Consider the following 24731-nt stretch of genomic DNA (forward strand, 5'->3'; position numbering starts at 1 on the left):
CGCTTATTTTGTTGACAAATATCTAAAAAGAAAATGAAAAAATGCCCTTATCAGATGACTTTTTTACGAAAAAACATTGTTATTCATAAAATTCTTTGTTATTTTGCCTTTCTTCTTATTTTATGTGCATTGTAGGTGAAAGACCAATTAACATTAATATAAATTAAATTATGAGACAACGATTAGGGTTCGTTATTGTGCTATTTTGCTTAGGACCAGCTCTTTTTGCTCAGCAGAAGACAAAGCAGAATGCCCGTGAAGACAATGCTTCTTTCATGTTTACGGAATCACAGTTGAGTGAAGATGATGATTCGGCTCAAAGTACATCCGCATTGGTGACTTCCAACAATGATGTTTATCTGTCAAATGTGGGTTATTTGTTCAGCCCGATGAGATTTCGTGTGCGGGGATATGACTCCCAATATAGCGATATGTACATCAACGGCGTTCTGTTTAATGATGCGGAAACGGGACGTTTTAGCTATGGTTTGATTGGAGGATTGAACGACGCTACCCGTAACAAGGAAGGCATCGGACCTTTTGAAATTAATAATTTTACTTTTGGTGCGATAGGCGGGGCGACTAATATCAATTTGCGTGCCAGCCAATACGCCGCCGGTTCCAAACTTACGGTGTCGGGTAGTAACCGTAACTACATTCTGCGCGGAATGTACACTTATTCTACCGGTTTGATGAACAATGGATGGGCTTTCACCGGTTCGTTGGGATATCGTTGGGGAAATGAAGGCAATATCGAAGGTATCAAGTATAATTCTTTCTCTTATTTCCTCGGTGCGGAGAAAGTGTTTAACGAGCAGCACAGCCTTTCTTTGGCTACTTGGGGAACACCTACCGAAAGAGGACAGCAAATGGCGGCAACCGAAGAGGCCTATTATTTGGCAAATAGCCATTACTACAATCCGAACTGGGGATATCAGAACGGTGAGAAACGCAATGCACGCATTGTACGTCAATTCGAACCGTCGGCCATCGCTTCCTGGAATTTCACTATCGACGACAACAAGAAGTTGGTGACAAGTGCCGGATTCAAGTATTCCAATTATGGTAAGAGTGCCTTAGGATGGAACGGTAACGCGGCAGACCCGCGTCCGGACTATTACAAGAAATTGCCCAGCTCCATCTTTGATGTATGGGAGTCTGTTCCTACGGCAGATGAATTGCAGCAGTTCAACGAAGTAACCGATAACTGGAAGAACAACAAGGCTTATCGTCAGTTGGACTGGGACGCTCTTTATCTGGCAAACAAGCAGGCAAATGCTTTAGGCAAAGAAGCATTGTATTATGTGGAAGAACGCCACGACGATCAGTTGGCTTTCAATCTCAGCTCTATATTCAGCCATCAGTGGAACGAGCGCAACAACTATATTGCCGGTATTGCTGTGAATACAACAAAGGGTATGCACTATAAGAAGATGAAAGACCTGTTGGGCGCCAATCTTTATACCGACGTTGACAAGTTTGCCATACGCGACCACGGTATGAACTCCAGCATGGCGCAGAACGACTTGGACAATCCGAACCGCCGTATCGGCGAGGGCGATAAGTTCGGCTATCATTACAACATTTATGTAAACAAGCAAAGCGCCTGGATGCGTTATCAGGGAAATAACGGAAAGGCTTTGAACTATTTCGTTTCAGGTAAAATCGGGTCTACGCAGATGTTCCGCGACGGATTGATGAGAAACGGACGTGCTCCGTTGAAATCAATCGGCAGCAGTGGTACGGCGAAGTTCCTGGAAGGTGGCGTCAAAGCCGGACTGAATTGGGCTATCAATGGCAATCATTCATTTACGCTGAATGCCGGTTATGAAGACCGTGCACCGTTGGCTTACAACTCTTTCATAGCTCCGCGTATTAAAAACGATTTTGTAAGAGACCTCAAGACCGAACGCATCTTCAGCGGCGACCTGACTTACAACTTCAATACTCCGTGGGTGATGGGACGCTTGACCGGTTATTACACTCGTTTCCAGAACCAAGTAGAGATGGATGCTTTCTATAACGACAACGAAGCACGCTTCACTTACCTCTCCATGAACGGAATTGAAAAAGAACATTGGGGAGTGGAAGCGGCAGCCACTTTCAAACTGACAAGCGAACTGTCGTTGACAGCTATCGGAACCTGGAGCGATGCCCAATACATCAACAACCCCAATGCGGTGATGACATACGAAAGTGAAAACGAATCTACTCTCGACCGCGTATATACCAAAGGAATGCGTGCCAACGGCACTCCGTTGTCTGCCTATAGCCTTGCGCTGGACTACAACGTGAAAGGCTGGTTCTTCAATCTGACCGGCAATTATTATGACCGCGTATATATTGATTTCTCAAGCTATCGTCGTCTGGCAAGTGTGGTAGATAAAAACGGAGGCGGGGTAGATGCCAATGGTAATCCGGTTCTTAACGTGCCGGGACAGGAGAAACTCGACGGTGGCTTTATGCTTGACGCTTCAGTCGGAAAGTTCATCCGTCTGCGCAACGGCAAGAGCATCAGCCTTAACCTGAGCCTGACCAACATACTGAATAATACCGACCTCCGTACGGGTGGTTTCGAACAAAACCGCGATGATAACTACAAAGACGGCGATGCCCGCATCTACAAGTTCTCCAAGAACTCCAAGTACTTCTATGCATTCCCGTTCAATGCTTTCTTGAATATCGGTTACAGATTTTAAGCGAGTATGTGTTTATCCATCCAAAAGAAAAAGAAAGGAAAAACGATTATGAAGAAATTACTATCTATATTGTGTGCCGGACTGCTGATGTGTGGCGTGGGACTTACTTCGTGTGAGAACTATGATGAGCCGGTGACCGGAAATGCTTACGGCAATAATTCGATTCCGGAGGGACGTACGATTTCGATTGCTGCGTTGAAGGAGAAATACAACGAGTTTATCGATACAAGCAAAGATACTTATACGACCATCGAGGGAGAAACCCGCATCGAAGGTGTGATTACTTGCGATGATGAGAGCGGCAATTTGTATAAAAAACTGGTGGTTGCCGACGAAACCGGTGCTATTGTCATTGGTGTGAATGCAACAGGTTTGTATGCTTTTTGCCCTGTAGGTCAGAAAGTAGTCATTGATTGCAAAGGTTTGCAGATAGGCAGCTATCGCAAGCAGGCGCAGATTGGTACTGTTTATAACAACTCGGTAGGACGTATGCCCGAATATGTATGGAAACAGCACGTGCGTTTGATTAACGAACCGAAGTTGTATTACGAAGAGTTGAAACCGATTGAGGTGAACACGCCTGCCGAGCTTGCTGCTATTAATCTGAACGAAGCGCCGGTATTGGTTACTTTTAAAAACGTAAAACTTTCCGAAGCAGACGGAACGGCAACCTACGCTCCTGGCGATGAAGGTTCCGTAAAGCGTTATTTCACTTATGCTGATGGTACAGAGAGTGGAAGTAACTTGTTCCTTTATACTAGTGCTTACGCAAACTTCTCAAAGGAGGTAATGCCGCAAGGTAGTGTGAATATTACAGGTATTTTGTTACGTTACAATAACCAATGGGAGGTTATTGTCCGCACTTTAAATGATATCAAACGAAATAATTAATTCAATTAACACATATAATTATGAAAAAGATTCTAAATGCTTTATTCTTAACGCTGCTTGCGGTGTTTACATTTAGTTCATGTAGTGATGTTCCTGCTCCTTATGATATATTGGGAGAAGGTGATGTTCCGGGGCTTACAGGTGGTGGCACTAAGGAAGATCCATATAATATTGAAACCGCACAGAAGAAACAAGACGGTTCTATTGCTTGGGTACAAGGATATATTGTAGGTTGTGTAGACGGAGAAGGAAAAGCGATTGCTACGGAAAGCAAGTTTGAAGCTCCTTTTACAGTGCCTTCTAATTTACTGATTGCAGATAATCCGGGTGAAACCAATCATAAGAACTGTATTCCTGTGCAGTTGGTAGGTGGTTCGGATGTTCGTATAGCATTGAACTTGGTAGATAATGCCGGAAATTTAGGCAAAGTGGTAATGATTTACGGCTCTTTGGAGAAATATTTCGGTGTAGCCGGATTGAAATCGCCAACTGCGGCTGTGTTGGACGGTGTTGAAATCGGTGAAGGAGGGTCTGAACAACCGAGTGGCAGTTTGATAGAGTTGCTTGATGCTACTAACCCCGTGAATCAAGTAGTGAATACTTTTGATGAAGCAGAAAAAGATAAAGATTATTTAAAAGAAGGTTATGTGAACTTTGCGGAAGTTGGTGGAAGAACTTGGAGAGGAAAACCGCATGAAGGCAATGGACTGATTCAGGCAACTGCTTATGGTAGTAAACAACCTTCTGTTATTTCATGGTTTGTTACTCCGGCTGTGAATGTTGCACAGATGGAAGTGAAGAAGGTTACTTTTGATTGTATCTCTGCTTATTACAAAGAAGGAACAAAACTGGAAGTTTACTTCCTTGAAAAGAATGGAAATGAATTGAATCAGACATTGTTGAATGTAGGTACTCTGCCGCAAGATGCAGATGGATATTCCGAACCTGTAACTTTAACTGGCGACTTGACTGCAATTGGAGATAAAGTAGGATTTATCGGATTTAAATATATTGGTAGTGAAGCTGCAAGTGGAACTTATCAGATTGATAATTTGTATGTGGGTGTAGAGGCTACTGAAAATCCGGAGCCGAGTCCTGGTCCCGAACCTGAAGAAAATTCTGTTTTCGTAGAAACCTTTGGAGAAACGGTTAAAACTAATACGAATGTAGCTGATTTTACAGGATGGGATAATAAAAACTTAAAATTTGAAGTTGCTAATTCTAAATGTAATATTCGTGCAAAAGCACACATGACAGATGCCAATCGTACTGAACAGACGAAAGTCAATAGTATATGGTTCCCTGCTAACAATGACCATTCTTTTACAATCTCAGGTATAGATGCTTCAAAATACAGTAAATTTATAGTTAAATATGAATTGGGTGCAAATGTGTTCAATCAAGGCACTTCTATTGATTTGAATGTATTGAAAGTTTCATTGAATGACGTGGAAGTGACTGCTGCAAGTAAAGTTGTTAGTAATGACAATAAGGATGCAAATGTCTTTTTTGATATGCAGGTGGAAATTGATGTACAGGGAACAGCTAACTCTACATTGAAATTCTCTGCGACTGGAGCGGATAATACGATGGGATTGCTTCTTTATAATGTTAGGTTAATTGGTGTTACAGGAGACAGTGAGGAACCGGGACTTGGTGAAGCTGACGGCACAGAAGAACATCCTTATTCAGTAGCAGATGTAATAGCATTCAATAGTACAAAAAAAGGTCCATATTATGTGAAAGCTTATATTGTAGGTTTTGCAAATGGTAAGATGGATGCTATTCAGACTTCGGACTTTGCGGGAGATACTAATATTGTAATTGCTGATCAACAAAATGAAACTGATAAAAGCAAGTTGATTCCTGTACAATTGCCTTCTGGTACTATACGTACTGAATGGGGATTAAAATCTAATCCGGGTAAACTTGGCAAACAAGTTCTTATTAAAGCAAATTTGGAAAACTATTTCAGTGTTCCTGGGCTTAAATCTCCGACAAGTATTGTAGAAGTGGTAAAATAAATTGTTTGTGAGACAATAGATGAGGCTATCCAAAAAGTCTGAAAGTTTAAATCTATGATTGCTATTTGTAAGTAACAAGATTTGATTTTGGCTTTTTGGATGGTCTTTTTTTCTTTTAATAGTAATATATAATAGGAAGAATATGAGGAATAAAATGATTGGTGTGTGGTTAGCTTGTTTATGCTTACTATTGTTTGCTTGTGATAACGACGACAATTACGATTCCAAAAACTTCGCCACCGGCATCGTAGAACTCCCCGCCCTTCGTAATGGTGCAAACGATGTATTCTTAACCCACTCTACGATAGTCAACGGACAAAAAGTGACCACCTTTAGTACAGAGTACGATAAGAGTAAGAAGCACTCCCGTTGGATTGCCTTCCGGTTCGACAATCAGACCCGGCTACAGACAGCAACCCGTGGCAATGAATTTATCCCAGACCCTTCGCTTGGCACAGAATACCAGCGCGTACAAGCAGATTTCGGGAGAAGAGGTTATGACAGAGGCCATCTCTGCGCTTCTGCCGACCGGCTCTACAATCAAGAAGCCAACGACCAGACTTTCTATTATACCAACATGAGCCCGCAACGAAACAATTTCAATACAGGCGTTTGGCTGGCATTGGAAGGACAAGTGCAGTCGTGGGGACGTAGCTGTACCGCTTCCGACACCTTGTACGTAGTGAAAGGCGGAACGATTGATAAGGAAGAACATATTAAGGAATATATCGGCGGCGACCGCAGCAAGCCCGTTCCCAAATATTACTACATGGCCTTATTGTTTAAGAAAGGCGAATCGTTCAAAGCGATAGCCTTTTGGATGGAACACCAAGACAGCAAACCGTCACCAATCAGACTCGCCGACTACGCCCTTACGATAGACGAACTGGAAGAAAAAACAGGAATCGACTTTTTCCCAAGCCTGAATGATAATCTCGAAAATGCACTTGAAGCAACTTATTCAATCAAGTCTTGGCCGGGGCTGAACTAAACCGGAACTTAAAAGATTATCCGTTATTACGGACACATAACGCGGGATTGTTATTAAATCAAGCGATAGTACGTTGCCCGTCATTGACAAAATCCACGTCAATGACGGGCTTCTTTTCATGCAAACGACTAATAATAAAGTTGTTGTCTCCTCACGGCAAACTTTCGATTTGCCATATATAAAGTTCCGACCGATTGGTTATAAACTATAATTGCAACCTTCGTTTATATAATTGCAACCTTTGTTTTTATAAACGAAGGCTTCATTTATAAAAACAAAGGTTGCATTTATAGTTTGCAATTGGTAAAAACAAAGTTTGTTGTTACCCTCCGGCAAGTTTATCTATAATAAAGGATGACTTTATAAGGGGGCGATTGAGGGTGGGATAGCGGTAGATTGGAGTGCGATAGCCGTATCGTTGCTATGAGCAATATCAATCAATTACATAAAGATACTAAATTTCCCATATATACAATTGGTTGTCAATCTTTAAATACCTATATTTGTCTGCATTTCATATAAATAAGAACAGGCGTTATGGAACATCCTTTCAGAATATACCCCATCGGAATACAAAGTTTTGAAGACTTGCGTAATAATAACAACGTGTATGTGGACAAGACAGAGTTGATATATCGTTTGGCAAATACCAACAAAGTCTATTTCTTGAGCCGTCCGCGCCGTTTCGGGAAAAGCCTGCTTATCTCCACGCTGGATGCTTACTTCCGTGGGAAGAAGGAACTGTTTGCAGGGTTGGCGATGGAACGCCTGGAAAAAGAATGGAATGTATATCCGGTGCTGCGCCTTGATTTCAGCATGACGAAATACACTGCCATGAGCGATTTGGAAGAGCGGCTCAATATCCAACTGCGCGAGTGGGAACGGCTGTATGGCAAAGACTCGGCAGAAGAAGGGTATGCCGCCCGTTTTTCCGGAATCATAAAAAGAGCTTACGAACAGACGGGCAAACCGGTGGTGGTACTTATCGACGAATATGACGCTCCGCTATTGGACAGTAATCATCTTCCGGAACTGCAACAAGCCTTGCGCGAAGAGATGCGGAAACTGTTCAGCCCCCTGAAGGCACAGGGAGAGTATCTCCGCTTTCTTTTCCTCACCGGTATAAGCAAATTCAGCCAGATGAGTATTTTCAGCGAACTGAACAATTTGCAGAACATCAGTATGCGCGACGACTATAGCGCCATCTGCGGAATTACCGAACACGAATTGCGCACGCAACTGAAAACCGATATCGAGATGATGGCGCAGGCCAACAATGAAACTTACGACGAGGCGTGCATTCATCTGAAACAGCAGTATGACGGATACCATTTCAGTAAAAGTTGTGAAGATATTTACAACCCCTTCAGCCTGTTCAACGCCTTTGCTCAAAAAAGTTATGAAAACTTTTGGTTTTCTACCGGAACGCCTACGTTCTTGATAAACATATTGCAGCAGAGCAACTTCGATATCCGAGAGTTGGACGGTGCCACTGCCACCGCCGAGCAGTTTGATGCTCCTACAAGTGTTATTACAGACCCGCTTCCCGTGCTCTATCAGAGCGGTTATCTTACCATCAAAGAGTACGACCCCGAGTTTCAACTCTATACGCTTGCCTATCCCAATAGAGAGGTGCGGAAAGGATTTCTCGAATCCCTTATGCCTGCCTATGTGCATTTGCCTGCCCGCGAAAATACGTTTTATGTCGTTTCCTTTATTAAAGACCTGCGTGCCGGCAAGCTGACCGAGTGTTTGGAGAGGATACGCTCTTTCTTTGCCTCCATCCCGAATGATTTGGAGAATAAGCACGAAAAACATTATCAGACTATCTTTTATCTCTTGTTCCGGCTCATGGGGCAGTATGTAGACGTGGAGGTGAAGAGCGCAATTGGGCGTGCGGATGTCGTTGTGAAATTGCAGGATGCTGTCTACGTCTTTGAGTTTAAGGTAGACGGCACGCCGCAAGAAGCGTTGGAGCAAATCAACAGCAAGGGATATGCCATACCCTATCAGCCGGATTGCCGGAAGGTCATAAAAGTAGGAGTCGCCTTCGACAGTGCGACACGGACCATCGTCGACTGGATAATTGCCGGAGAATGACGGTCGGTTTGCAGCATTTTAGGATATGCTGCGTCTAATAAATAAAAAAATTTAAATCAGTAGGATTATGAAACACAGATTTTTGCTGCTATTACTATTCGCGTGTGTGGAATGTGCTGCCGGATGGGCGCAGAAAACGACCGCTTCTTCTTTTATTATCAAAGGAGTGCTTCTCGACTCGTTGACACGGGAGGGAGAACCGTATGCCACCATCCGCATCACCCGCAAGGAGACTCCCGCCGAAGCGGTAAAGATGGCGGTGACCGGGGCAAACGGTAAGTTTCAGGAGAAACTCAATGTGCCGGCAGGCGATTATGTCATCAGCATCTCTTCGATAGGCAAAGCACCGGTAGTGCGAAGTATGACTTTGGTGCCTTCCGTCCGCACGGTCGATTTGGGAACGCTGTATTCCGCCGAAGCCACCAACGAATTGAAAGGAGTGGAGGTTGTAGCCCAGAAACCTTTGGTAAAGGTGGATGTGGATAAGATAGAGTACAACATTGAGGACGACCCCGACTCCAAATCGAATAATATTCTTGAGATGCTGCGGAAAGTCCCGCTGGTGACGGTGGACGGAGAGGATAATGTGCAGGTGAACGGCAGCAGTAGTTTCAAGATACACGTTAACGGCAAGCCCAACAGCATGATGAGCAATAATCCCAAAGAAGTGCTGAAAAGTATGCCGGCAAATACCATCAAATACATCGAAGTGATTACTTCTCCCGGAGCAAAATACGATGCCGAGGGCGTTGGCGGTATTCTCAACATTGTGACGGTAGGCAGCGGATTCGATGGCTATACGGCAACCTTCCGTGCCGATGCGAACAACAACGGCGTCGGAGCAGGCACGTATGCGATGGTGAAACAGGGCAAACTGACCGTTTCCCTCAATTATAATTACGACCACAACGACTCTCCGCGCAGCTACTCGGACAGCTATCGCGAGAGTTACGAACCGGGGGCAAGAGATGAAAAATACCTGGAGTCCGAAAGTAGCTCCACTTCCAATGGGAATTTCCAATACGGCAATCTCGAAGCGAGTTATGAGATTGATACGCTGAGGCTTTTCACGGTCGCTTTCGGAATGTATGGCAGCAACGATAAGAGCAGCAGTGGCGGGCAAACCGTCATGTATAAGTCCAACCACGAAGACGTTTCCTATCGCTATCGCACGGACAATTACGGCAAATCTTCCTGGTATTCCATCAATGGAAACATCGACTATCAGCGCACCTCCCGCATCAACAAGGAGCGGATGGTTACTTTATCCTATAAGATCAACACACATCCCCAGACCAGTGACTCCTACAGTACGTATCAGGATATATTCCCCGACGAACAAAAAGACGACTTGGTGGAGCGCCTGCGCCTGAGAAACTACCATTCCGACGGCAAGACGAATACAATGGAACAGACCTTGCAGGCAGATTACACTACCCCGATAGGCAAACTGCATACCATCGAGGCGGGAGCGAAATATATTTTCCGTCGCAACAGCAGCGATAACGGGTTTTACGAAGCGGCAGGCGGCAGCGACAACTACGCCTACAACGAAAGCCGGAGCAGTGAGTACCGCCATCTCAACCATATCCTGTCTGCCTACGCGGGTTATACCTTGAAGTACAAGAACTTCTCTTTCAAACCCGGCGTCCGTTATGAGCAAACCATCCAGCGGGTGGAGTACATCATCGGGCAGGGGGAGGACTTCCGCACGGATTTCAGCGACTTGATTCCCTCCGTTTCGTTGGGAATGAAGATAGGCGACACTCAAAATCTGCGTGCCGGATACAATATGCGCATCTGGCGTCCGAGTATCTGGAACCTGAATCCTTATTTCGACGACCAGAATCCGATGTTCATCCGTCAGGGAAATCCTGACTTGAAGAGTGAGAAAAGCCATGCCTTCGACATTGCCTATAGTAACTTCAATGCCAAGTTCAATATCAATGTTTCGCTACGCCATTCGTTCAATAACAACGGAATAGAACGGGTGAGCCGGCTGATAACTGCTGCGGATGGTGAAATATTTGACAACAATCCGCAACATATTGCACCCGAAGGAGCCTTGTATAGCACGTACGGTAATATCGGCAAGAACCGCGAAACAGGCCTGTCGCTTTACATGAACTGGAATGCCACTTCCAAAACCCGCATTTATCTGAATGGGCGCGGCAACTACAGAGACCTGAAAAGCGAGGCACAGGAATTGCACAATTACGGATGGGGCGGCTCTCTCCATGGCGGTATCCAGCACACACTTCCTTTCAAAATCCGTTTGAGCCTGAATGGCGGTGGAAGCACACCCTACATCAGTTTGCAGGGAAAAGGTTCCGGCTATCAATATTATAGCATCGGTGTGAGCCGTTCGTTCCTAAAGGAAGAACGCTTGTCGGTCAACTTGCACTGTAGCAATATCTTTACCAAATACAGAACATACAGCAGCCGTACGGAAGATGCCAACTTTATTTCACGAAGCAGTAGCAGGTATCCCGACCGTTATGTAAGTCTCGGTGTCAGCTACCGGATTGGGGAGTTGAAAGCCAGTGTGAAGAAAGCGGCGCGAAGCATCACTAACGACGATGTGAAAGGCAGCGACGGAAATAGTGGCGGCGGTCAGTAAGACGATGCGAATCGGTGTAATCATAAATTAAGAGGGATGTTCCGAAAACGGGACATCCCTCTTAATTTATCGATATGAAAAAGTGCGGATGATAGGACTCGAACCTACACGCCTCACGGCACCAGATCCTAAGTCTGGCGCGGCTACCAATTACGCCACATCCGCCTGTGTAGCTTTTTGTTTAGCGGTGCAAAGATAGGAAGAATTTCCGATTTGGCAAACTATTCGCAGATAAAGTTACTCATTTAGTATCCTGAACGCCTCTTCAATCAGGGCGTCTTTCTTTTGCGACTCCGTGTCGCCTGCTGCTATTCCCTCTTCCAGAATCTTATCCATATTTATATATACATCCGGCTCTATCCCGTTTTCGAGAGCGTTTCCGTATTTGTCGAAGTGCGGGCTGGCAGAGAAACGGATACTCCATCCGTTGGGCAATTCGGAAGAGAAGGGCAGTCCCGAGCCGCCGCCGGTCTGGTCACCTACCTGGAAAATTCGTTGCTCCTCGCCGTCGTTGTTTATGCTTCGCATGGCGTTGATAAAATCGTTGGTAGCGCTGTAGCAGCGACGGTTGGTCAGCAGGACGACTTTCTTTTGCCAACGGATGCTGTTGGAGGGATGCAGGTAGATAGGCTCCATTGCCGAAAAGTCATTGTGTCCTTTACCTGTCTTATGCCGGATGTAGCTCGTCAGAACCGGGTGGTCTGTAAATCGGGCGGCTATGCGTGAAGAGTTGGTCAGGTTGCCGCCCCCGTTGTCGCGGACATCGATAATCAGTCCGTTGCAGATTTGCAGGTAACGGAGTACTTCGTCCAAGTTGCCGTCGCCCACTCCGGCACTGAAACTTTCGTAGCGTATATAGCCTATGTTGTTGTCGAATATCTTATACTTCAAACCGGCGGAGGTGCGATAGTCCGAACCGGCGCTTCCCAAATAGAATTTGTAGAGAATATCCTCGCGGTAGTTCCAGGGGAATCCGTAGTACCATGCATCGTAATAAGAGACGCGGCTGGCGGAAGAGAGGTTGACGTGCCCATCTTTCAGCGTGTATAGCATCCGGCTCAGAATGTCGAACAAGTCGTCGTTGGACAGGGTCGGGATAATCAGTTTGCGGTATTCTTCGTGAACGGCGTCCCAGTCAATCCCTTTGGCTTCTAAAAAACAATATTGCTCGTCGATAATTTTCCATAATTGCTCGAAGTTGCCTACGGGGTCATTGGCGTACTCCTCCTCTCTGATGCAACCGGCCGGAACCGACAGGCAACAGAGCAGCAAAAGCAGTTGTATAATCCTGTTTCTCATTCTTGTGTATCTCTCACGCTTTGAAGTTTGCGACATAAAATATTTCTGTTCTCTCAGTAAGCTCCTGCTGCCGGCAGCAGAGAGGTTGCATCCTTTCTGCTTCGGATGCGGTATAGCTCTTTCACCACTCCCACCATGAATACATGGGAGTATGCGTGCGTTCTGATGTTGTTCGCTTTATATTGCTGCCAGTCGGCAAGGTAGCTGAAACGCATCTTGACATCTCCTATCGGGAGGTCGGCGGTGAACATCTGCCGCAGCGAGGGCTGGTTGTGCAGCGAGGTGAATTTCACCACGCCGCCTGCATTGCCCAGTGAGAATATCTCGTAGTAAGACTGTCCGTAGTGTGGCGAGAACAGTGCCCCCATCACGGGCAGATTGACCTGATAGCGCAACACCATCGGATAGCGCCTGATTTTCAGATGCCAGATTGCCATCCCCGAAGCGTCTAAGTTGAGGTAAGCCCTTGCCGAAGCGGGGTTGTTTGTGTTCCGAAGATTGTAGACAAAGCCTCCGTTGACGTCAAGCAGCCCTCCTGCCAGCAATTTGAAGTTGTCCGTCAGCCGGAACTGATAGTGGAGACCGTAGTTCCAGTTGACCAGTCCGGAGAAGGTGTTGTTGTTCTCGGCGCGGTTGTGCGTATAGCCGATGTTTGCCTGGAAGAAATTCTGCACAGACACATTCCCGTCGGACAACCGGGTCATCCGAATTGTTTCGCGGGAGACGCGGAACTCCATTCCTTTGTACTCCTGCGGCGAAAGATAGGTGTCGAATACATTGGTAACCCCGACGCCATACAGGGTGGCACGTGTCACGTAGCGATGGAGTTGCAGACTGTCGGTCTGCGCTTGTGCTTTGGTGCAGAGGGCCGACAGGATATATCCTGCCACTCCCAAGTATATCAGTACTTTCTTCATCAGAACAACTTCATCTGCCCGGTTATTTCGTCAATGATATCTCCTTCGCTCTTGCCGTTGTCCGGGTCTAAGTTTTCCGGTTCCTCTTCCTCTTCGGGCTGCGGCTGCTGTTCGGGTTCGGGGAAACGGGTAGGTTCGAGTTCGTTGATGGTCTCGACCGTATAAGTGGTGATGCGTTTGCCTTTCGCCTTGAAGCCTTTGACAGCGATGAACTCCTCCGCATCCACTTCCAACGGTTCGCGGAAACTGTCGTTTCCACCGAATACGACCTCCAGGCGCGGATAGTACTCGTCGGTCAGCAAGATGAGACGGTTGTTCTTGTTCTCGCCCAGGTAATTCTGTTTGCGGGCTGAACCTTCAAAACAGAAACGTTTCAAGTAAGGGTAATTCTGTTGCTCGGCGTCGTAGAGCGCGGCAGTCCATATTTTGTTGGGGTCGTATTTCTCGACGATGCTTACGCTATCCTCGTAGTGGTTGCTCAGGTCGAAGTTGCTGGTGTAGAAGTCGCCGTTGTTGAGAATCACCAGGATGCTGTCCTCGCTTTGGAATTCGCCCAAATACTCACCGCGTCCGTCGTAGTTGAGGCGGAGGATGTCGCGGTCGAACCACACTTTCCGTCCGCCGAGGGTAGAGCCGCCTTTTTGTTTCAGCGTGATTTTGTGTATCGGCAGGCGGGTAAGGATGACACCCCGTGCCTGGCGTCCTTTGATGCCTACTTCGCTGAAATCTTCCTCGAAGATGATGCGCCGCACGCGCGGGTTGGGTTTTAGCGTGACTTTGATGATTTCGGCTTCACCGTTCGGATTGGCGCTGAAATAGGTGATGCGGGAATCGGGCGTGCCCTGTGTGACATCGTATTCACGGTCGCGGACAACAGAAGTCACGGCAAAACGTTTGATGTAGGTCGTTCCCTCTTTCCCGTCGCGGTAGGCAACGTTGTAAATCGTCCGCTTGTCGTTCTTCTTGAACACATTGATGTAGAGCACGTTCTTGCCGACAAACTTCTTGTCGGCAACGGGTGTCACGAGGTACTTGCCGTCGCGGAAGAAGATGATGACATCGTCGATGTCCGAACAGCACGCCACAAACTCGTCTTTCTTCAAGGCTGTCCCGATGAATCCTTCCTCGCGGTTGATATAGAGCTTTTCGTTTGCCTCCACTACTTTGGCGGCTTCGATGGTGTCGAAGTTGCGCAGTTCCGTACGGCGCGGGAAGTTCTTGCCGTATTTGTTCTTCAACATCTGATACCAGTTGACGGTGTAGTCTGTGATGTGTGCCAGGTGATTGTCTATTTCGGCAACCTCTTCTTTCATCCGTGCGATGAGTTCGTCCGCTTTGTCCGAGTTGAACTTGAGGATGCGTCCCATTTTTATTTCCATCAACTTGAGGATGTCCTCTTTGGTCACCTCACGGATAAATTGCGGATAGAACGGCGTCAGACGTTCGTCGATGTGTTCGCAGGCGGCGTCCATATTCTTGGACTGTTCGAACTCCCTGTCCTTGTAGATGCGCTCTTCGATGAATATCTTTTCGAGCGAGGAGAAGTGCAGTGCCTCCAGTATTTCGCCTTTTTTGATTTCCAATTCCTGTTTCAGCAGGCTCAGCGTGTTGTCTGCCGATTTTTTCAGTACTTTGCTCACGGTGAGGAAGTGAGGCTTGCTGTCGTCGATGACACAGCAGTTGGGCGAGATGCTCACCTCGCAGTCGGTGAAGGCGTAGAGGGCGTCAATCGTTTTGTCCGACGACGTGCCGGGTGCCAGGTGTACTAAGATTTCGACGTTGGCAGCCGTGTTGTCGTCTACCTTGCGAATCTTGATTTTTCCTTTGTCGACAGCTTTCAGGATGGAGTCGATGACGGACGATGTGGTTTTGCCGTAAGGAATCTCCGTGATGGCGAGCGTCTTGTTGTCGAGCTTGTTGATTTTGGCGCGTACCTTCACCGCTCCGCCGCGTTCGCCGTCGTTGTATTTGGCCACGTCGATGGAACCACCCGTCTGGAAGTCGGGATATAGTTGGAACTCCTCGCCGTGGAGATAGCTGATGGCGGCGTCGCAAAGCTCGTTGAAGTTGTGCGGCAGTATTTTGGAAGAGAGACCGACGGCGATACCTTCTACTCCCTGTGCCAGTAATAGTGGGAATTTCACGGGAAGAGTGACCGGTTCCTTGTTGCGTCCGTCGTAAGAGAGTTTCCACTCGGTAGTCTTGGGATTGAACACGACATCCAAAGCAAATTTGGACAGACGCGCTTCGATGTAACGCGGCGCGGCAGCACCGTCTCCGGTGAGAATATTACCCCAGTTTCCCTGGCAGTCGACCAGCAAATCTTTCTGTCCGAGTTGCACCAAGGCATCGCCGATGGAAGCGTCGCCGTGCGGATGAAACTGCATGGTGTGTCCCACAATGTTGGCAACTTTGTTGTAACGTCCGTCGTCGAGACGCTTCATCGAATGCAGGATGCGTCGCTGAACGGGCTTTAAACCATCGTTGATGTGGGGCACGGCACGTTCGAGAATCACATACGAGGCGTAGTCCAGAAACCAGTTCTGGTACATACCTGTCAGTTGATGTTTCACGTTTTCGTCCCGTGCGTCCGCCGGTTTGTAGTCTGAATGTTCTTCTGGTATCTCGTTAATTTCGTCACTCATAAATCAATCTTCGCTTTAATACACGCAAAAATACGAAATAAATTCATATGAGAACGAAAAGCAAACACGTTTTTTAGCTAAGTGAATATTCTAAATCAGTGTACAAGTAGTGTTTTCATTGAGAGGGATAATGTACCGGATTCTTATGGTGAATTCCCGTCCAGAATGAGACTTCTGTTTCTGAAAGTCTGTTATTCGTAGCGGTTGATTCCTTCGCGCGTGCCAAACCACATTCTTCCCAATTCATCCTGATAAATGGATAAGACGGAAGGTTGTGTCAGGCCTTCCGACAATCCGATATGTTTGAAATAGTTTCTATATAGGAGCTTGCTTGATATTATCAGCAGAAAAAATAATACCGATAAGAATTTATGTCTCATAGCTCTAATATAATTTGATTGCGGTTGTTGTTTTTGAAAATATACAGTCTAAATACTTAATATGAACAAATTATTTATAAATTCTATTCAAAATAATTTCCACACGGCAGTTGACAGGCCTGAACCTTGTGCCGCCCGCCTGCCGGTGGAAGGGAGGAAAAGGCCGGACGATTTTCATAGGGCGATAAAGCCTGCCGGATGAACCGGAATTCTTAAATGCATTCATTTTTTTGTTTATATGCAGGAAAGAGTTACTTTTGCTGCGAATAAGACTTTGCTGACACCCGGGTCTCAGTGATGCTGACATCCGGGTGTCGGTATGTCTGAGACCCGGGTCCTGGTATCGCTGACACCCGGGTGTCAGTCAAAGCGCGAATACGAACCAAAAAAGAAAGGAGTACAGACAATGACAGTCCCCTATGTAGTGCGGAAAAAAGCGGATTTAACGTCCGGAGAACGAAGAGAGTTGTGGTATGGTGTGCCAAAGAGTTTGATAGACACCATCCAGAATAAAGAGTTTGCCGAATATCTCGAAAAACGGAGCGGTTTCCACCGTGGGCAGATAGATGGGATACTGACCGAAATGGTCGATGCCATTTACAGTCTGCTCTCCATCGGGCAGTCGGTCACCATCGAGGGGTTGGGCACATTTCATACCTCGCTTACCAGCCAAGGATTCGAACGCCCCGAGCAGGTGACTCCGGGAAAAGTCTCAGTATCACGCGTTTATTTTGTGGCTTGCCCCGAATTCAGCCGGCGGGTGAAGAAGATAAAATGCTCGCGCATCCCCTTCAACCTCTATATGCCCGAAAGTCAACTGACGAAGGAAATGAAAGAGGCCGACCGGAAACAGGAGCAGCAGGAGTATGCCCGCATGATGGCGCCCCAAACCGACGAAGAAGACGGAGAATAAGATAAATTAATACCCTACCTGTCCCCACTTACGAGATAAATCTCTATCTTTGTGGCACTTTTTACGGAAAAAAGAAAAACAAATTAATAGATATAAAAAAGAAAATGGCACAAGAAGACGTTTTTAAGAAACTTGTATCGCACTGTAAGGAGTATGGTTTCGTATTCCCCTCGAGCGATATCTACGACGGACTGGGCGCTGTGTATGACTACGGTCAGATGGGCGTTGAACTGAAAAACAACATTAAGAAATACTGGTGGGACAGCATGGTGCTGTTGCACGAAAATATTGTCGGAATCGACTCTGCCATCTTTATGCATCCCACCATCTGGAAGGCTTCCGGACACGTTGACGCATTCAACGACCCTTTGATTGACAATAAAGATTCTAAAAAGCGTTACCGTGCCGACGTGCTCATCGAAGACCAGTTGGCAAAGTACGACGATAAAATCAACAAGGAAGTGGCGAAAGCCGCCAAGAGATTCGGCGAAAGTTTCGACGAGGCACAGTTCCGCTCCACCAACGCACGCGTGTTGGAACAGCAGGCCAAGCGCGACGCGCTTCACACCCGTTTTGCACAAGCCTTGAACGACGGCAACCTGGAGGAATTGCGTCAGATTATCATCGATGAAGAAATCGTATGCCCCATCTCCGGAACCAAGAACTGGACGGAAGTACGCCAGTTCAATCTCATGTTCTCCACCGAAATGGGTTCTACTGCCGACGGTGCGATGAAAGTCTACCTCCGCCCCGAAACCGCGCAGGGTATTTTCGTCAACTACCTCAACGTGCAGAAAACGGGCCGCATGAAGGTTCCTTTCGGTATTGCGCAGATTGGTAAGGCGTTCCGCAACGAGATTGTTGCCCGTCAGTTCATCTTCCGTATGCGTGAGTTTGAGCAGATGGAGATGCAGTTCTTCGTAAAACCGGGCACCGAACTCGACTGGTTCAAGAAATGGAAGGAAATCCGCCTGAAATGGCACAAGGCACTGGGCTTTGGCGATGCAAGCTACCGCTATCACGACCACGACAAGCTGGCGCATTACGCCAATGCCGCTACCGACATCGAATTCTTGATGCCGTTCGGATTCAAGGAAGTCGAAGGTATCCACTCGCGTACCAACTTCGACCTCTCGCAACACGAGAAGTACTGCGGAAAGAGCATTAAGTATTTCGACCCCGAACTGAATGAGTCCTACACGCCGTATGTCATCGAGACTTCCATCGGTGTAGACCGTATGTTCCTCAGCATCATGAGCGCCGCTTACTGCGAAGAGCAGTTGGAGAGTGGCGAGAGCCGCGTCGTGCTGAAATTGCCTGCTGCCCTGGCTCCGGTGAAGCTGGCGGTAATGCCGTTGGTGAAGAAAGACGGCCTGCCCGAAAAGGCACGCGAAATCATCGACAGCCTCAAGTTCCACTTCCATTGCCAATACGACGAAAAAGACAGCATCGGCAAGCGTTACCGCCGCCAGGATGCCATCGGTACTCCGTATTGCGTGACGGTCGACCACCAGACGTTGGAAGACAACTGTGTGACCTTGCGCAACCGCGATACGATGCAGCAGGAGCGTGTGGCTATCTCCGAACTGAACAATATCATTGCCGACAGAGTGAGTATCACTTCTCTGTTGAAAACTTTACAATAAACCTTTGACGAATGAGCAAAAAGATCTATTTTCTCTCCTTAGTATGGTTGGCACTTGCGTTCACTGCCTGTAGTGAGACGGAAGAGGTAGACCGTTATGATAATTGGCGCGCGCGTAACGAGGCTTTTATCGATTCTATTGCAAATGTATGTAACAGTGCCGAGAACAGGAACTTACCGGATAACGACCCGAAGAAACTTCATGCTTACGAAGATGAAGTGACGGGGCAGTGGATATACGTCAAGAAGATAAAAGCGGGAGATGGAACAGTGACTCCCGTATATACTTCTACTATCAGTGCGCATTATCGGATGTCTTATTTGAATGGAGATGTAGTTCAGCAGACTTTCACCGAGGCAGAGCCGACGGAGTTTGACGCTCCTGCGGAGTTCTCTTTGGATGGAGTGATTTCCGGCTGGTCTTATGCATTGACTCATATGAAAGAAGGCGATTACTGGACGTTGTATATTCCTTATCAAAGCGGCTATGGCTCCGGTACGGGTAGCGATGGATCTTTACAGGCTTATTCTGCACTGGTGTACAATGTAAAGTTGGAGAAGATTGTAAAACAGTAATCTTATAGAAATTGCCGAATTAAAGTAGCGTTTTTAGTGAAAAGTGCTACTTTAATTCGGCAATTTGTTAATAAAATCGACGGAAGAGCGTAACCGCCTGTTTTTAAAATACAGCAGCTATTTTCTTTATATTGTTTAGCTTTTCACGTAGAGAGTTATTCTTCCGTGCCATCTGTATGTTATAATCTGTTTGCATTCTTACAAGCAAATCGGCATTGATACCTAAAGCTGCTTCTAAGAATAAGGCAAACTCGGTAGTTATCGGACGTTTTGTATTTAACGTTTCATTCAGGGCAGAATACGACAAGCCGAATTTTTTTGCAAAGTCCTTTTGTTTTATCCCTCTATATTCCAGTTCTTCCTTTACTAATTCACCTGGATGATAGGGGCGGAATGACTGTAAATTATTTGCTGATATACCCATAGTACCTCCTATTTATAATGATTTGTAATATCTGTCAAAGAACATATTTCTACGATAGTTTGATTGCCCGCATTGGTAATTTCCCTAAATTCCAATCTGTATTGATCATTGATACGCAAAGAGGAAATTCCTTTCTTATCACCTTTCAGCTTCTCATAATTTAAAGACCTGTACTGATATAATTCTTCCATTCGAGAAGCATTCAACAGGGCTTTGACGCACTTTAAATAACCATTGACTATTTGAGGCTGGAACCGATGCTTCTTATCATCGGTCTTTCCTTTTTCATAAAGTTCCGCCAAATACTTTTTCTCAAATTCTACATTCATATTGCCTGTTCTTTGATAGTACAAAGATAGTTATAAATTATATAATTCGCAAAATTAGCGAATCGTTTTCAACAAGTGCCATCGCAAAAATACTCCTTTCAGAAGTCATTCATTAAGGCAGTGGCTTTACACTGCTCTCCCTAATCTGCAAATGCGTCGGAATCACCACCTGCCTCACGCTCCTGTCTCCCTTAATCTGTTCAATCAGCAACCGGCAGGCAGTTTCCCCCATCCGGTAGGTCTGATGAGACACGGCAGATAGCTTAGGTTCTACATAATTGGCGTGTTGCTCGTCGGTATAGCCGATGATTGCTACATCGTCCGGAATGCGGAGCCCCCGGCTTTTGACGACTTCCATCGCGGCAAAGGCCAGCGTATCGTTCATGGCAAGAATGGCGTCGGGGGGCTGGGGGAGAGCTAACAACGTTTCCGTTGCAATCTTTCCCTCCTCGTAGTCAATCTTCCGACAAACCACCAACTCCTTTTCGATAGGAATCCGGTTGTCGCGCAAGGCTTCCAGATAACCGTGCTTCCTGCTTTTCACAATATCAAGGTGATTGGCTCCGCCGATAAAGGCCACCCGTTTGCTTCCGTTGTCCAACAAATGCTGGGTTGCTATTTGTGCAGATTGCGCCCCGTCTGCAACGACCGAAGAGAACCGGTCGGTCAGGCAAACACGGTCGAACAAGATAAGCGGCATATTAATCTCTTTCAAGGCAGCGAGATGAGCGTAATCCGTAGTCTCTTGCGACAGGCAGGCGATGATACCTTCCACGCGCATATTGACTAAATGCTCGATGTTCCGTTTCTCGTGTTCGTACGATTCGTGCGATGTGGTGATAATCACAAAATATCCGTTGTCGACCGCCATATGCTCGATTCCGTTGAGGATGGAAGCAAAGAAATGAGTGACGATATCCGGAACCACCACGCCGATAATGCGCGGCGCATTTTTCCGTAAGCTCATGGCGAAAGGGTTGGGACGATAATTCATCTCTTCGGCAAGCGCCTTGGCTTTGGCACAAAGCTCGCGACTGATTTCGGGACTGTCTTTCAGCGCCCTGGACACGGTAGGAACCGACACCCCTAAGGCCTGGGCAATATCTTTGAGCGAAGTATGTTTTCGGTATTCCATTAATAAAGGCCTCCAACTTTGAATCTTTCCACAAAGAAAGCACATTCCCGAATAAATAAAAAACATACCAGGCAATATTTTTTACGTAAACCGTTACGTCGCTTTTTCTGCCTGCCGCCGACCGGCCGCACTCATTCCTGCTCTACTTTTGCCGCATACAAAACTATTTAAAACCTATGTATATGCAATACCATGAAATCGGAAAGACGGGAATGAAAGTCTCCTCGCTTAGTTTCGGGGCATCTTCTTTAGGAGGGGTTTTCCATGATTTGAAAGAAAAAGAGGGTGTACAGGCAGTGTTTGCCGCTATTGAATCGGGTATGAACTTCATTGACGTCTCCCCTTATTACGGACACTATAAGGCAGAAACCGTGTTGGGGAAAGCATTGAAAGAACTTCCCCGCGATTGCTATTATCTGTCTACGAAAGTAGGACGTTACGGCAAAGACGGTGTGAACTTGTGGGATTATTCTGCCCGGCGTGCCGTCGAAAGCGTGTACGAGAGTATGGAGCGCCTGAACATAGACTTCATCGACCTGATAAACGTGCACGATGTTGAGTTTGCCGATTTAAACCAAGTAGTAAATGAGACACTTCCTGCTTTGGTGGAATTGCGTGAGAAAGGAGTGGTAGGCCATGTCGGAATCACTGATTTGCAGTTGGAGAACTTGAAATGGGTCATCAACCACTCTCCAAACGGTACGGTGGAATCGGTGCTTAACTTTTGCCACCATTGTCTGTGCGACGATAAACTGACCGACTTCCTGGATTATTTTGAGTCGAAAGAAATCGGTGTCATCAACGCCTCTCCGCTCTCAATGGGATTGCTGAGCGAACGGGGTGTTCCCGCCTGGCATCCGGCGCCCGACACATTGGTGGAAGCGTGCCGCAAAGCAATGCTGCATTGCAAGGCGAAGAATTATCCGATTGAGAAACTTGCCATGCAGTTCGCTGTCAGCAACCCCCGCATTGCGACTACGCTGTTCAGTACGACCCATCCGGAGAATGTGAAAAAGAACATCGCTTTCATCGAAGAACCGATTGACTGGGAACTTGTCCGTGAAGTGCAGGATATCATCGGCGAACAGAAATGCGTAAGTTGGGCAAACTCATAAAAAACGGAACCGCTCGTATGGATTATACAATTATTGATGCACACGCCCATTTGTGGCTGCGGCAGGATACGGTCGTAGACGGATTCCCGATACGGACGCTCGAAAACGGACGTTCGCTGTTCATGGGGGAAGTTCGGCAGATGGTTCCGCCTTTTATGATAGACGGGGTGAATAGCGCGGAAGTCTTCCTTTCGAATATGGACTATGCGCAAGTGTCGGCCGCCGTCATTACGCAGGAATTCATTGATGGCTTGCAGAACGACTATCTGGCCGAGGTCGCGGCACGTTATCCCAACCGTTTCTTTGTATGCGGAATGTGTGAATTCCGCCAGCCGGGATTCGCCGGACAGGCAAAGGAACTTATAGCCAAAGGTTTTAAGGCAATCAAGATTCCCGCACACCGGCTGCTGCTGAAAGAAGGCAGAGTGATGCTGAACAGTGAGGAGATGATGCGGATGTTTCACTATATGGAAGAGCGGGAGGTGATGCTCTCCGTCGATTTGGCGGAAGGGGAGACACAGGTTGCTGAAATGGAAGAAATCATTCGGGAGTGTCCCCGCCTGAAGATAGCTGTCGGACATTTCGGGATGGTTAGCTTGCCCGGGTGGCTTGAACAGATAAAGCTGGCACGCCACCCCAATGTCATGATTGAATCCGGAGGAATCACATGGCTTTTCAATGACGAATTCTATCCGTTCAAGGGAGCAGTCAGAGCCATTCGTGAAGCGGCGGAATTGGTGGGGATAGAGAAACTGATGTGGGGCTCGGATTATCCGCGTACCATTACCGCCATTACCTATAAAATGTCGTATGACTTTGTGGTGAAATCACCGGAACTTTCGGAGCGGGAAAAAGCACTCTTTTTGGGAGAGAATGCCCGCAATTTCTACGGATTTGCCGACCTTCCCGTGCTTCCCTACATACGGAATATGTCAGAATAAGAATTTAAAATTAGAATCAAAACATATCAGAATGAAAGCAGTTCAAATAGTCAATCCCTTTGAAATGAAGGTGGTTGAAGTGGAAAAACCGGCTGTCGGCGTCGGTGAAGTATTGGTAAGAATCAGCTATGTAGGTTTTTGCGGTTCGGACTTAAACACGTTTTTGGGCAAGAACCCGATGGTGAAGCTGCCGGTAGTGCCGGGACACGAAGTGGGAGCGGTCATTGAAGAGGTCGGTCCGGAGGTTCCGGCAGGTTTCGTAAAGGGGATGAGTGTGACATTGAATCCCTACACCAATTGCGGCAAATGTGCTTCCTGCCGGAATGGGCGGGTCAACGCCTGCGAGCATAACGAAACGTTGGGCGTGCAACGCAACGGAGTGATGTGTGAATATGCCGCATTGCCCTGGACGAAAATTATTCCGGCAGGCAATATCTCGTCGCGCGACTGTGCGCTGATTGAACCGATGAGTGTCGGCTTTCATGCCGTATCGCGTGCGCAAGTGACGGATAACGAGTGCGTGATGGTCATTGGCTGCGGTATGATTGGGATAGGCGCCATCGTACGTGCTGCCTTGAGAGGGGCGACGGTGATTGCGGTCGACTTGGACGACGAGAAACTGGAATTGGCGAAAAAGGTCGGTGCTTCTTATGCGGTTAACTCTAAAACGGAGAATGTGCACGAGCGGATACAGGAAATAACGGAAGGACTGGGCGCGGATGTGGTGATTGAAGCTGTCGGCAGCCCGGTTACTTATGTAATGGCTGTAGACGAAGTGGGATTTACAGGCCGTGTGGTTTGCATCGGCTATGCCAAGAGCGAAGTGGCTTTCCAAACAAAACTTTTCGTTCAGAAAGAGTTGGATATCCGTGGCTCGAGAAATGCATTGCCTGCCGACTTCCGTGCCGTCATCAATTATATGAAGGAAGGAAACTGCCCGGTGGAAGAGCTGATTTCAAAGGTTGTCAAACCGGAAGGTGCTTTGGAAGCCATGCAGGAATGGGCGGCCAATCCGGGAAAAGTATTCCGTATCTTGGTCGAATTTTAGGTCAAAATGTATAGGCTTTCAATCAAAATGAATACATAT

At 46.9% G+C, this 24731-nt stretch carries 19 protein-coding genes and 1 tRNA gene; 12 read left to right on the top strand and 8 right to left on the bottom strand.

Going from position 1 to position 24731, the window contains the following annotated elements:
* Nucleotides 1-170: 170 nt before the first annotated feature.
* The 6 genes from QZ331_RS04950 (at nucleotide 171) to QZ331_RS04975 (ending at nucleotide 11325) form a co-directional block, all read left to right on the top strand.
* Nucleotides 171-2699: a TonB-dependent receptor gene (locus QZ331_RS04950; RefSeq protein WP_294628568.1), complete on the top strand. Its 2529-nt coding sequence runs from the start codon at nucleotides 171-173 to the stop codon at nucleotides 2697-2699.
* Nucleotides 2700-2747: 48 nt separating this feature from the next.
* On the top strand, nucleotides 2748-3590 hold the full coding sequence (locus QZ331_RS04955; RefSeq protein ID WP_294628571.1) for a DUF5689 domain-containing protein: 843 nt from the start codon (nucleotides 2748-2750) through the stop codon (nucleotides 3588-3590).
* A 20-nt stretch (nucleotides 3591-3610) separates the two neighbouring features.
* On the top strand, nucleotides 3611-5614 hold the full coding sequence (locus QZ331_RS04960) for a DUF6359 domain-containing protein (RefSeq protein ID WP_294628573.1): 2004 nt from the start codon (nucleotides 3611-3613) through the stop codon (nucleotides 5612-5614).
* 142 nt (nucleotides 5615-5756) lie between these two features.
* Nucleotides 5757-6605 carry a DNA/RNA non-specific endonuclease gene (locus QZ331_RS04965; RefSeq protein WP_294628575.1) on the top strand — a complete coding sequence of 283 codons (849 nt, stop codon included), beginning with the start codon at nucleotides 5757-5759 and terminating at the stop codon, nucleotides 6603-6605.
* A 537-nt stretch (nucleotides 6606-7142) separates the two neighbouring features.
* Nucleotides 7143-8705: an ATP-binding protein gene (locus QZ331_RS04970; protein WP_294628577.1), complete on the top strand. Its 1563-nt coding sequence runs from the start codon at nucleotides 7143-7145 to the stop codon at nucleotides 8703-8705.
* Nucleotides 8706-8772: 67 nt separating this feature from the next.
* Nucleotides 8773-11325, top strand: coding sequence for an outer membrane beta-barrel family protein (locus tag QZ331_RS04975; RefSeq protein WP_294628579.1), 2553 nt, complete (start codon nucleotides 8773-8775; stop codon nucleotides 11323-11325).
* A gap of 83 nt (nucleotides 11326-11408) precedes the next feature.
* On the opposite strand, the gene QZ331_RS04980 is transcribed toward QZ331_RS04975, so the two are convergent.
* The 5 genes from QZ331_RS04980 to QZ331_RS05000 all read right to left on the bottom strand — a co-directional run bounded on the left by QZ331_RS04980 (nucleotide 11409) and on the right by QZ331_RS05000 (nucleotide 16566).
* A tRNA-Leu gene (locus QZ331_RS04980) sits at nucleotides 11409-11490 on the bottom strand.
* Between the two features lie 72 nt (nucleotides 11491-11562).
* Nucleotides 11563-12624: a S41 family peptidase gene (locus QZ331_RS04985; protein WP_294628581.1), complete on the bottom strand. Its 1062-nt coding sequence runs from the start codon at nucleotides 12622-12624 to the stop codon at nucleotides 11563-11565.
* Between the two features lie 53 nt (nucleotides 12625-12677).
* Nucleotides 12678-13541 carry a DUF3316 domain-containing protein gene (locus QZ331_RS04990; protein ID WP_294628583.1) on the bottom strand — a complete coding sequence of 288 codons (864 nt, stop codon included), beginning with the start codon at nucleotides 13539-13541 and terminating at the stop codon, nucleotides 12678-12680.
* Nucleotides 13541-16186, bottom strand: coding sequence for a DNA gyrase/topoisomerase IV subunit A (locus tag QZ331_RS04995; RefSeq protein ID WP_294628585.1), 2646 nt, complete (start codon nucleotides 16184-16186; stop codon nucleotides 13541-13543). The genes QZ331_RS04990 and QZ331_RS04995 overlap by 1 nt, the downstream gene beginning before the upstream one ends.
* Before the next feature lie 191 nt (nucleotides 16187-16377).
* Nucleotides 16378-16566 (bottom strand): two-component regulator propeller domain-containing protein, encoded by a 189-nt coding sequence (locus QZ331_RS05000; RefSeq protein ID WP_294628587.1) that lies wholly within the window; start codon nucleotides 16564-16566, stop codon nucleotides 16378-16380.
* A gap of 406 nt (nucleotides 16567-16972) precedes the next feature.
* Between QZ331_RS05000 and QZ331_RS05005 the strand changes: the two genes are divergently transcribed.
* From QZ331_RS05005 to QZ331_RS05015, 3 genes are all read left to right on the top strand, one after another.
* Nucleotides 16973-17479 (top strand): HU family DNA-binding protein, encoded by a 507-nt coding sequence (locus QZ331_RS05005; RefSeq protein WP_294628697.1) that lies wholly within the window; start codon nucleotides 16973-16975, stop codon nucleotides 17477-17479.
* Between the two features lie 104 nt (nucleotides 17480-17583).
* A complete protein-coding gene (locus QZ331_RS05010; RefSeq protein ID WP_294628589.1) occupies nucleotides 17584-19125 on the top strand; it encodes a glycine--tRNA ligase in 1542 nt (513 codons plus the stop codon).
* Between the two features lie 11 nt (nucleotides 19126-19136).
* Nucleotides 19137-19700 carry an FKBP-type peptidyl-prolyl cis-trans isomerase gene (locus QZ331_RS05015; protein ID WP_294628591.1) on the top strand — a complete coding sequence of 188 codons (564 nt, stop codon included), beginning with the start codon at nucleotides 19137-19139 and terminating at the stop codon, nucleotides 19698-19700.
* A 103-nt stretch (nucleotides 19701-19803) separates the two neighbouring features.
* Here the strand turns inward: QZ331_RS05015 and QZ331_RS05020 are convergent, their stop codons facing one another.
* The 3 genes from QZ331_RS05020 to QZ331_RS05030 form a co-directional block, all read right to left on the bottom strand.
* Complete coding sequence (locus tag QZ331_RS05020) at nucleotides 19804-20124, bottom strand: HigA family addiction module antitoxin (protein ID WP_294628593.1); 321 nt, start codon at nucleotides 20122-20124, stop codon at nucleotides 19804-19806.
* 8 nt (nucleotides 20125-20132) lie between these two features.
* Entirely contained in the window at nucleotides 20133-20453 is a 321-nt protein-coding gene (locus QZ331_RS05025; protein ID WP_294628595.1) for a type II toxin-antitoxin system RelE/ParE family toxin, read from the bottom strand.
* A 112-nt stretch (nucleotides 20454-20565) separates the two neighbouring features.
* Nucleotides 20566-21588 carry a LacI family DNA-binding transcriptional regulator gene (locus QZ331_RS05030; RefSeq protein WP_294628598.1) on the bottom strand — a complete coding sequence of 341 codons (1023 nt, stop codon included), beginning with the start codon at nucleotides 21586-21588 and terminating at the stop codon, nucleotides 20566-20568.
* Nucleotides 21589-21770: 182 nt separating this feature from the next.
* Here QZ331_RS05030 and QZ331_RS05035 point away from each other — a divergent pair, with 182 nt between their 5' ends.
* From QZ331_RS05035 to QZ331_RS05045, 3 genes are read left to right on the top strand one after another with little or no spacing between them, the layout of a single operon-like run.
* Nucleotides 21771-22703 carry an aldo/keto reductase gene (locus QZ331_RS05035; protein ID WP_294628600.1) on the top strand — a complete coding sequence of 311 codons (933 nt, stop codon included), beginning with the start codon at nucleotides 21771-21773 and terminating at the stop codon, nucleotides 22701-22703.
* Nucleotides 22704-22720: 17 nt separating this feature from the next.
* Nucleotides 22721-23644 carry an amidohydrolase family protein gene (locus tag QZ331_RS05040; RefSeq protein WP_294628602.1) on the top strand — a complete coding sequence of 308 codons (924 nt, stop codon included), beginning with the start codon at nucleotides 22721-22723 and terminating at the stop codon, nucleotides 23642-23644.
* Nucleotides 23645-23675: 31 nt separating this feature from the next.
* Nucleotides 23676-24692: a zinc-binding alcohol dehydrogenase family protein gene (locus QZ331_RS05045; RefSeq protein WP_294628604.1), complete on the top strand. Its 1017-nt coding sequence runs from the start codon at nucleotides 23676-23678 to the stop codon at nucleotides 24690-24692.
* Nucleotides 24693-24731 lie beyond the last annotated feature (39 nt).

The organism is uncultured Bacteroides sp. (assembly GCF_910586915.1).
GTDB lineage: Bacteria > Bacteroidota > Bacteroidia > Bacteroidales > Bacteroidaceae > Bacteroides.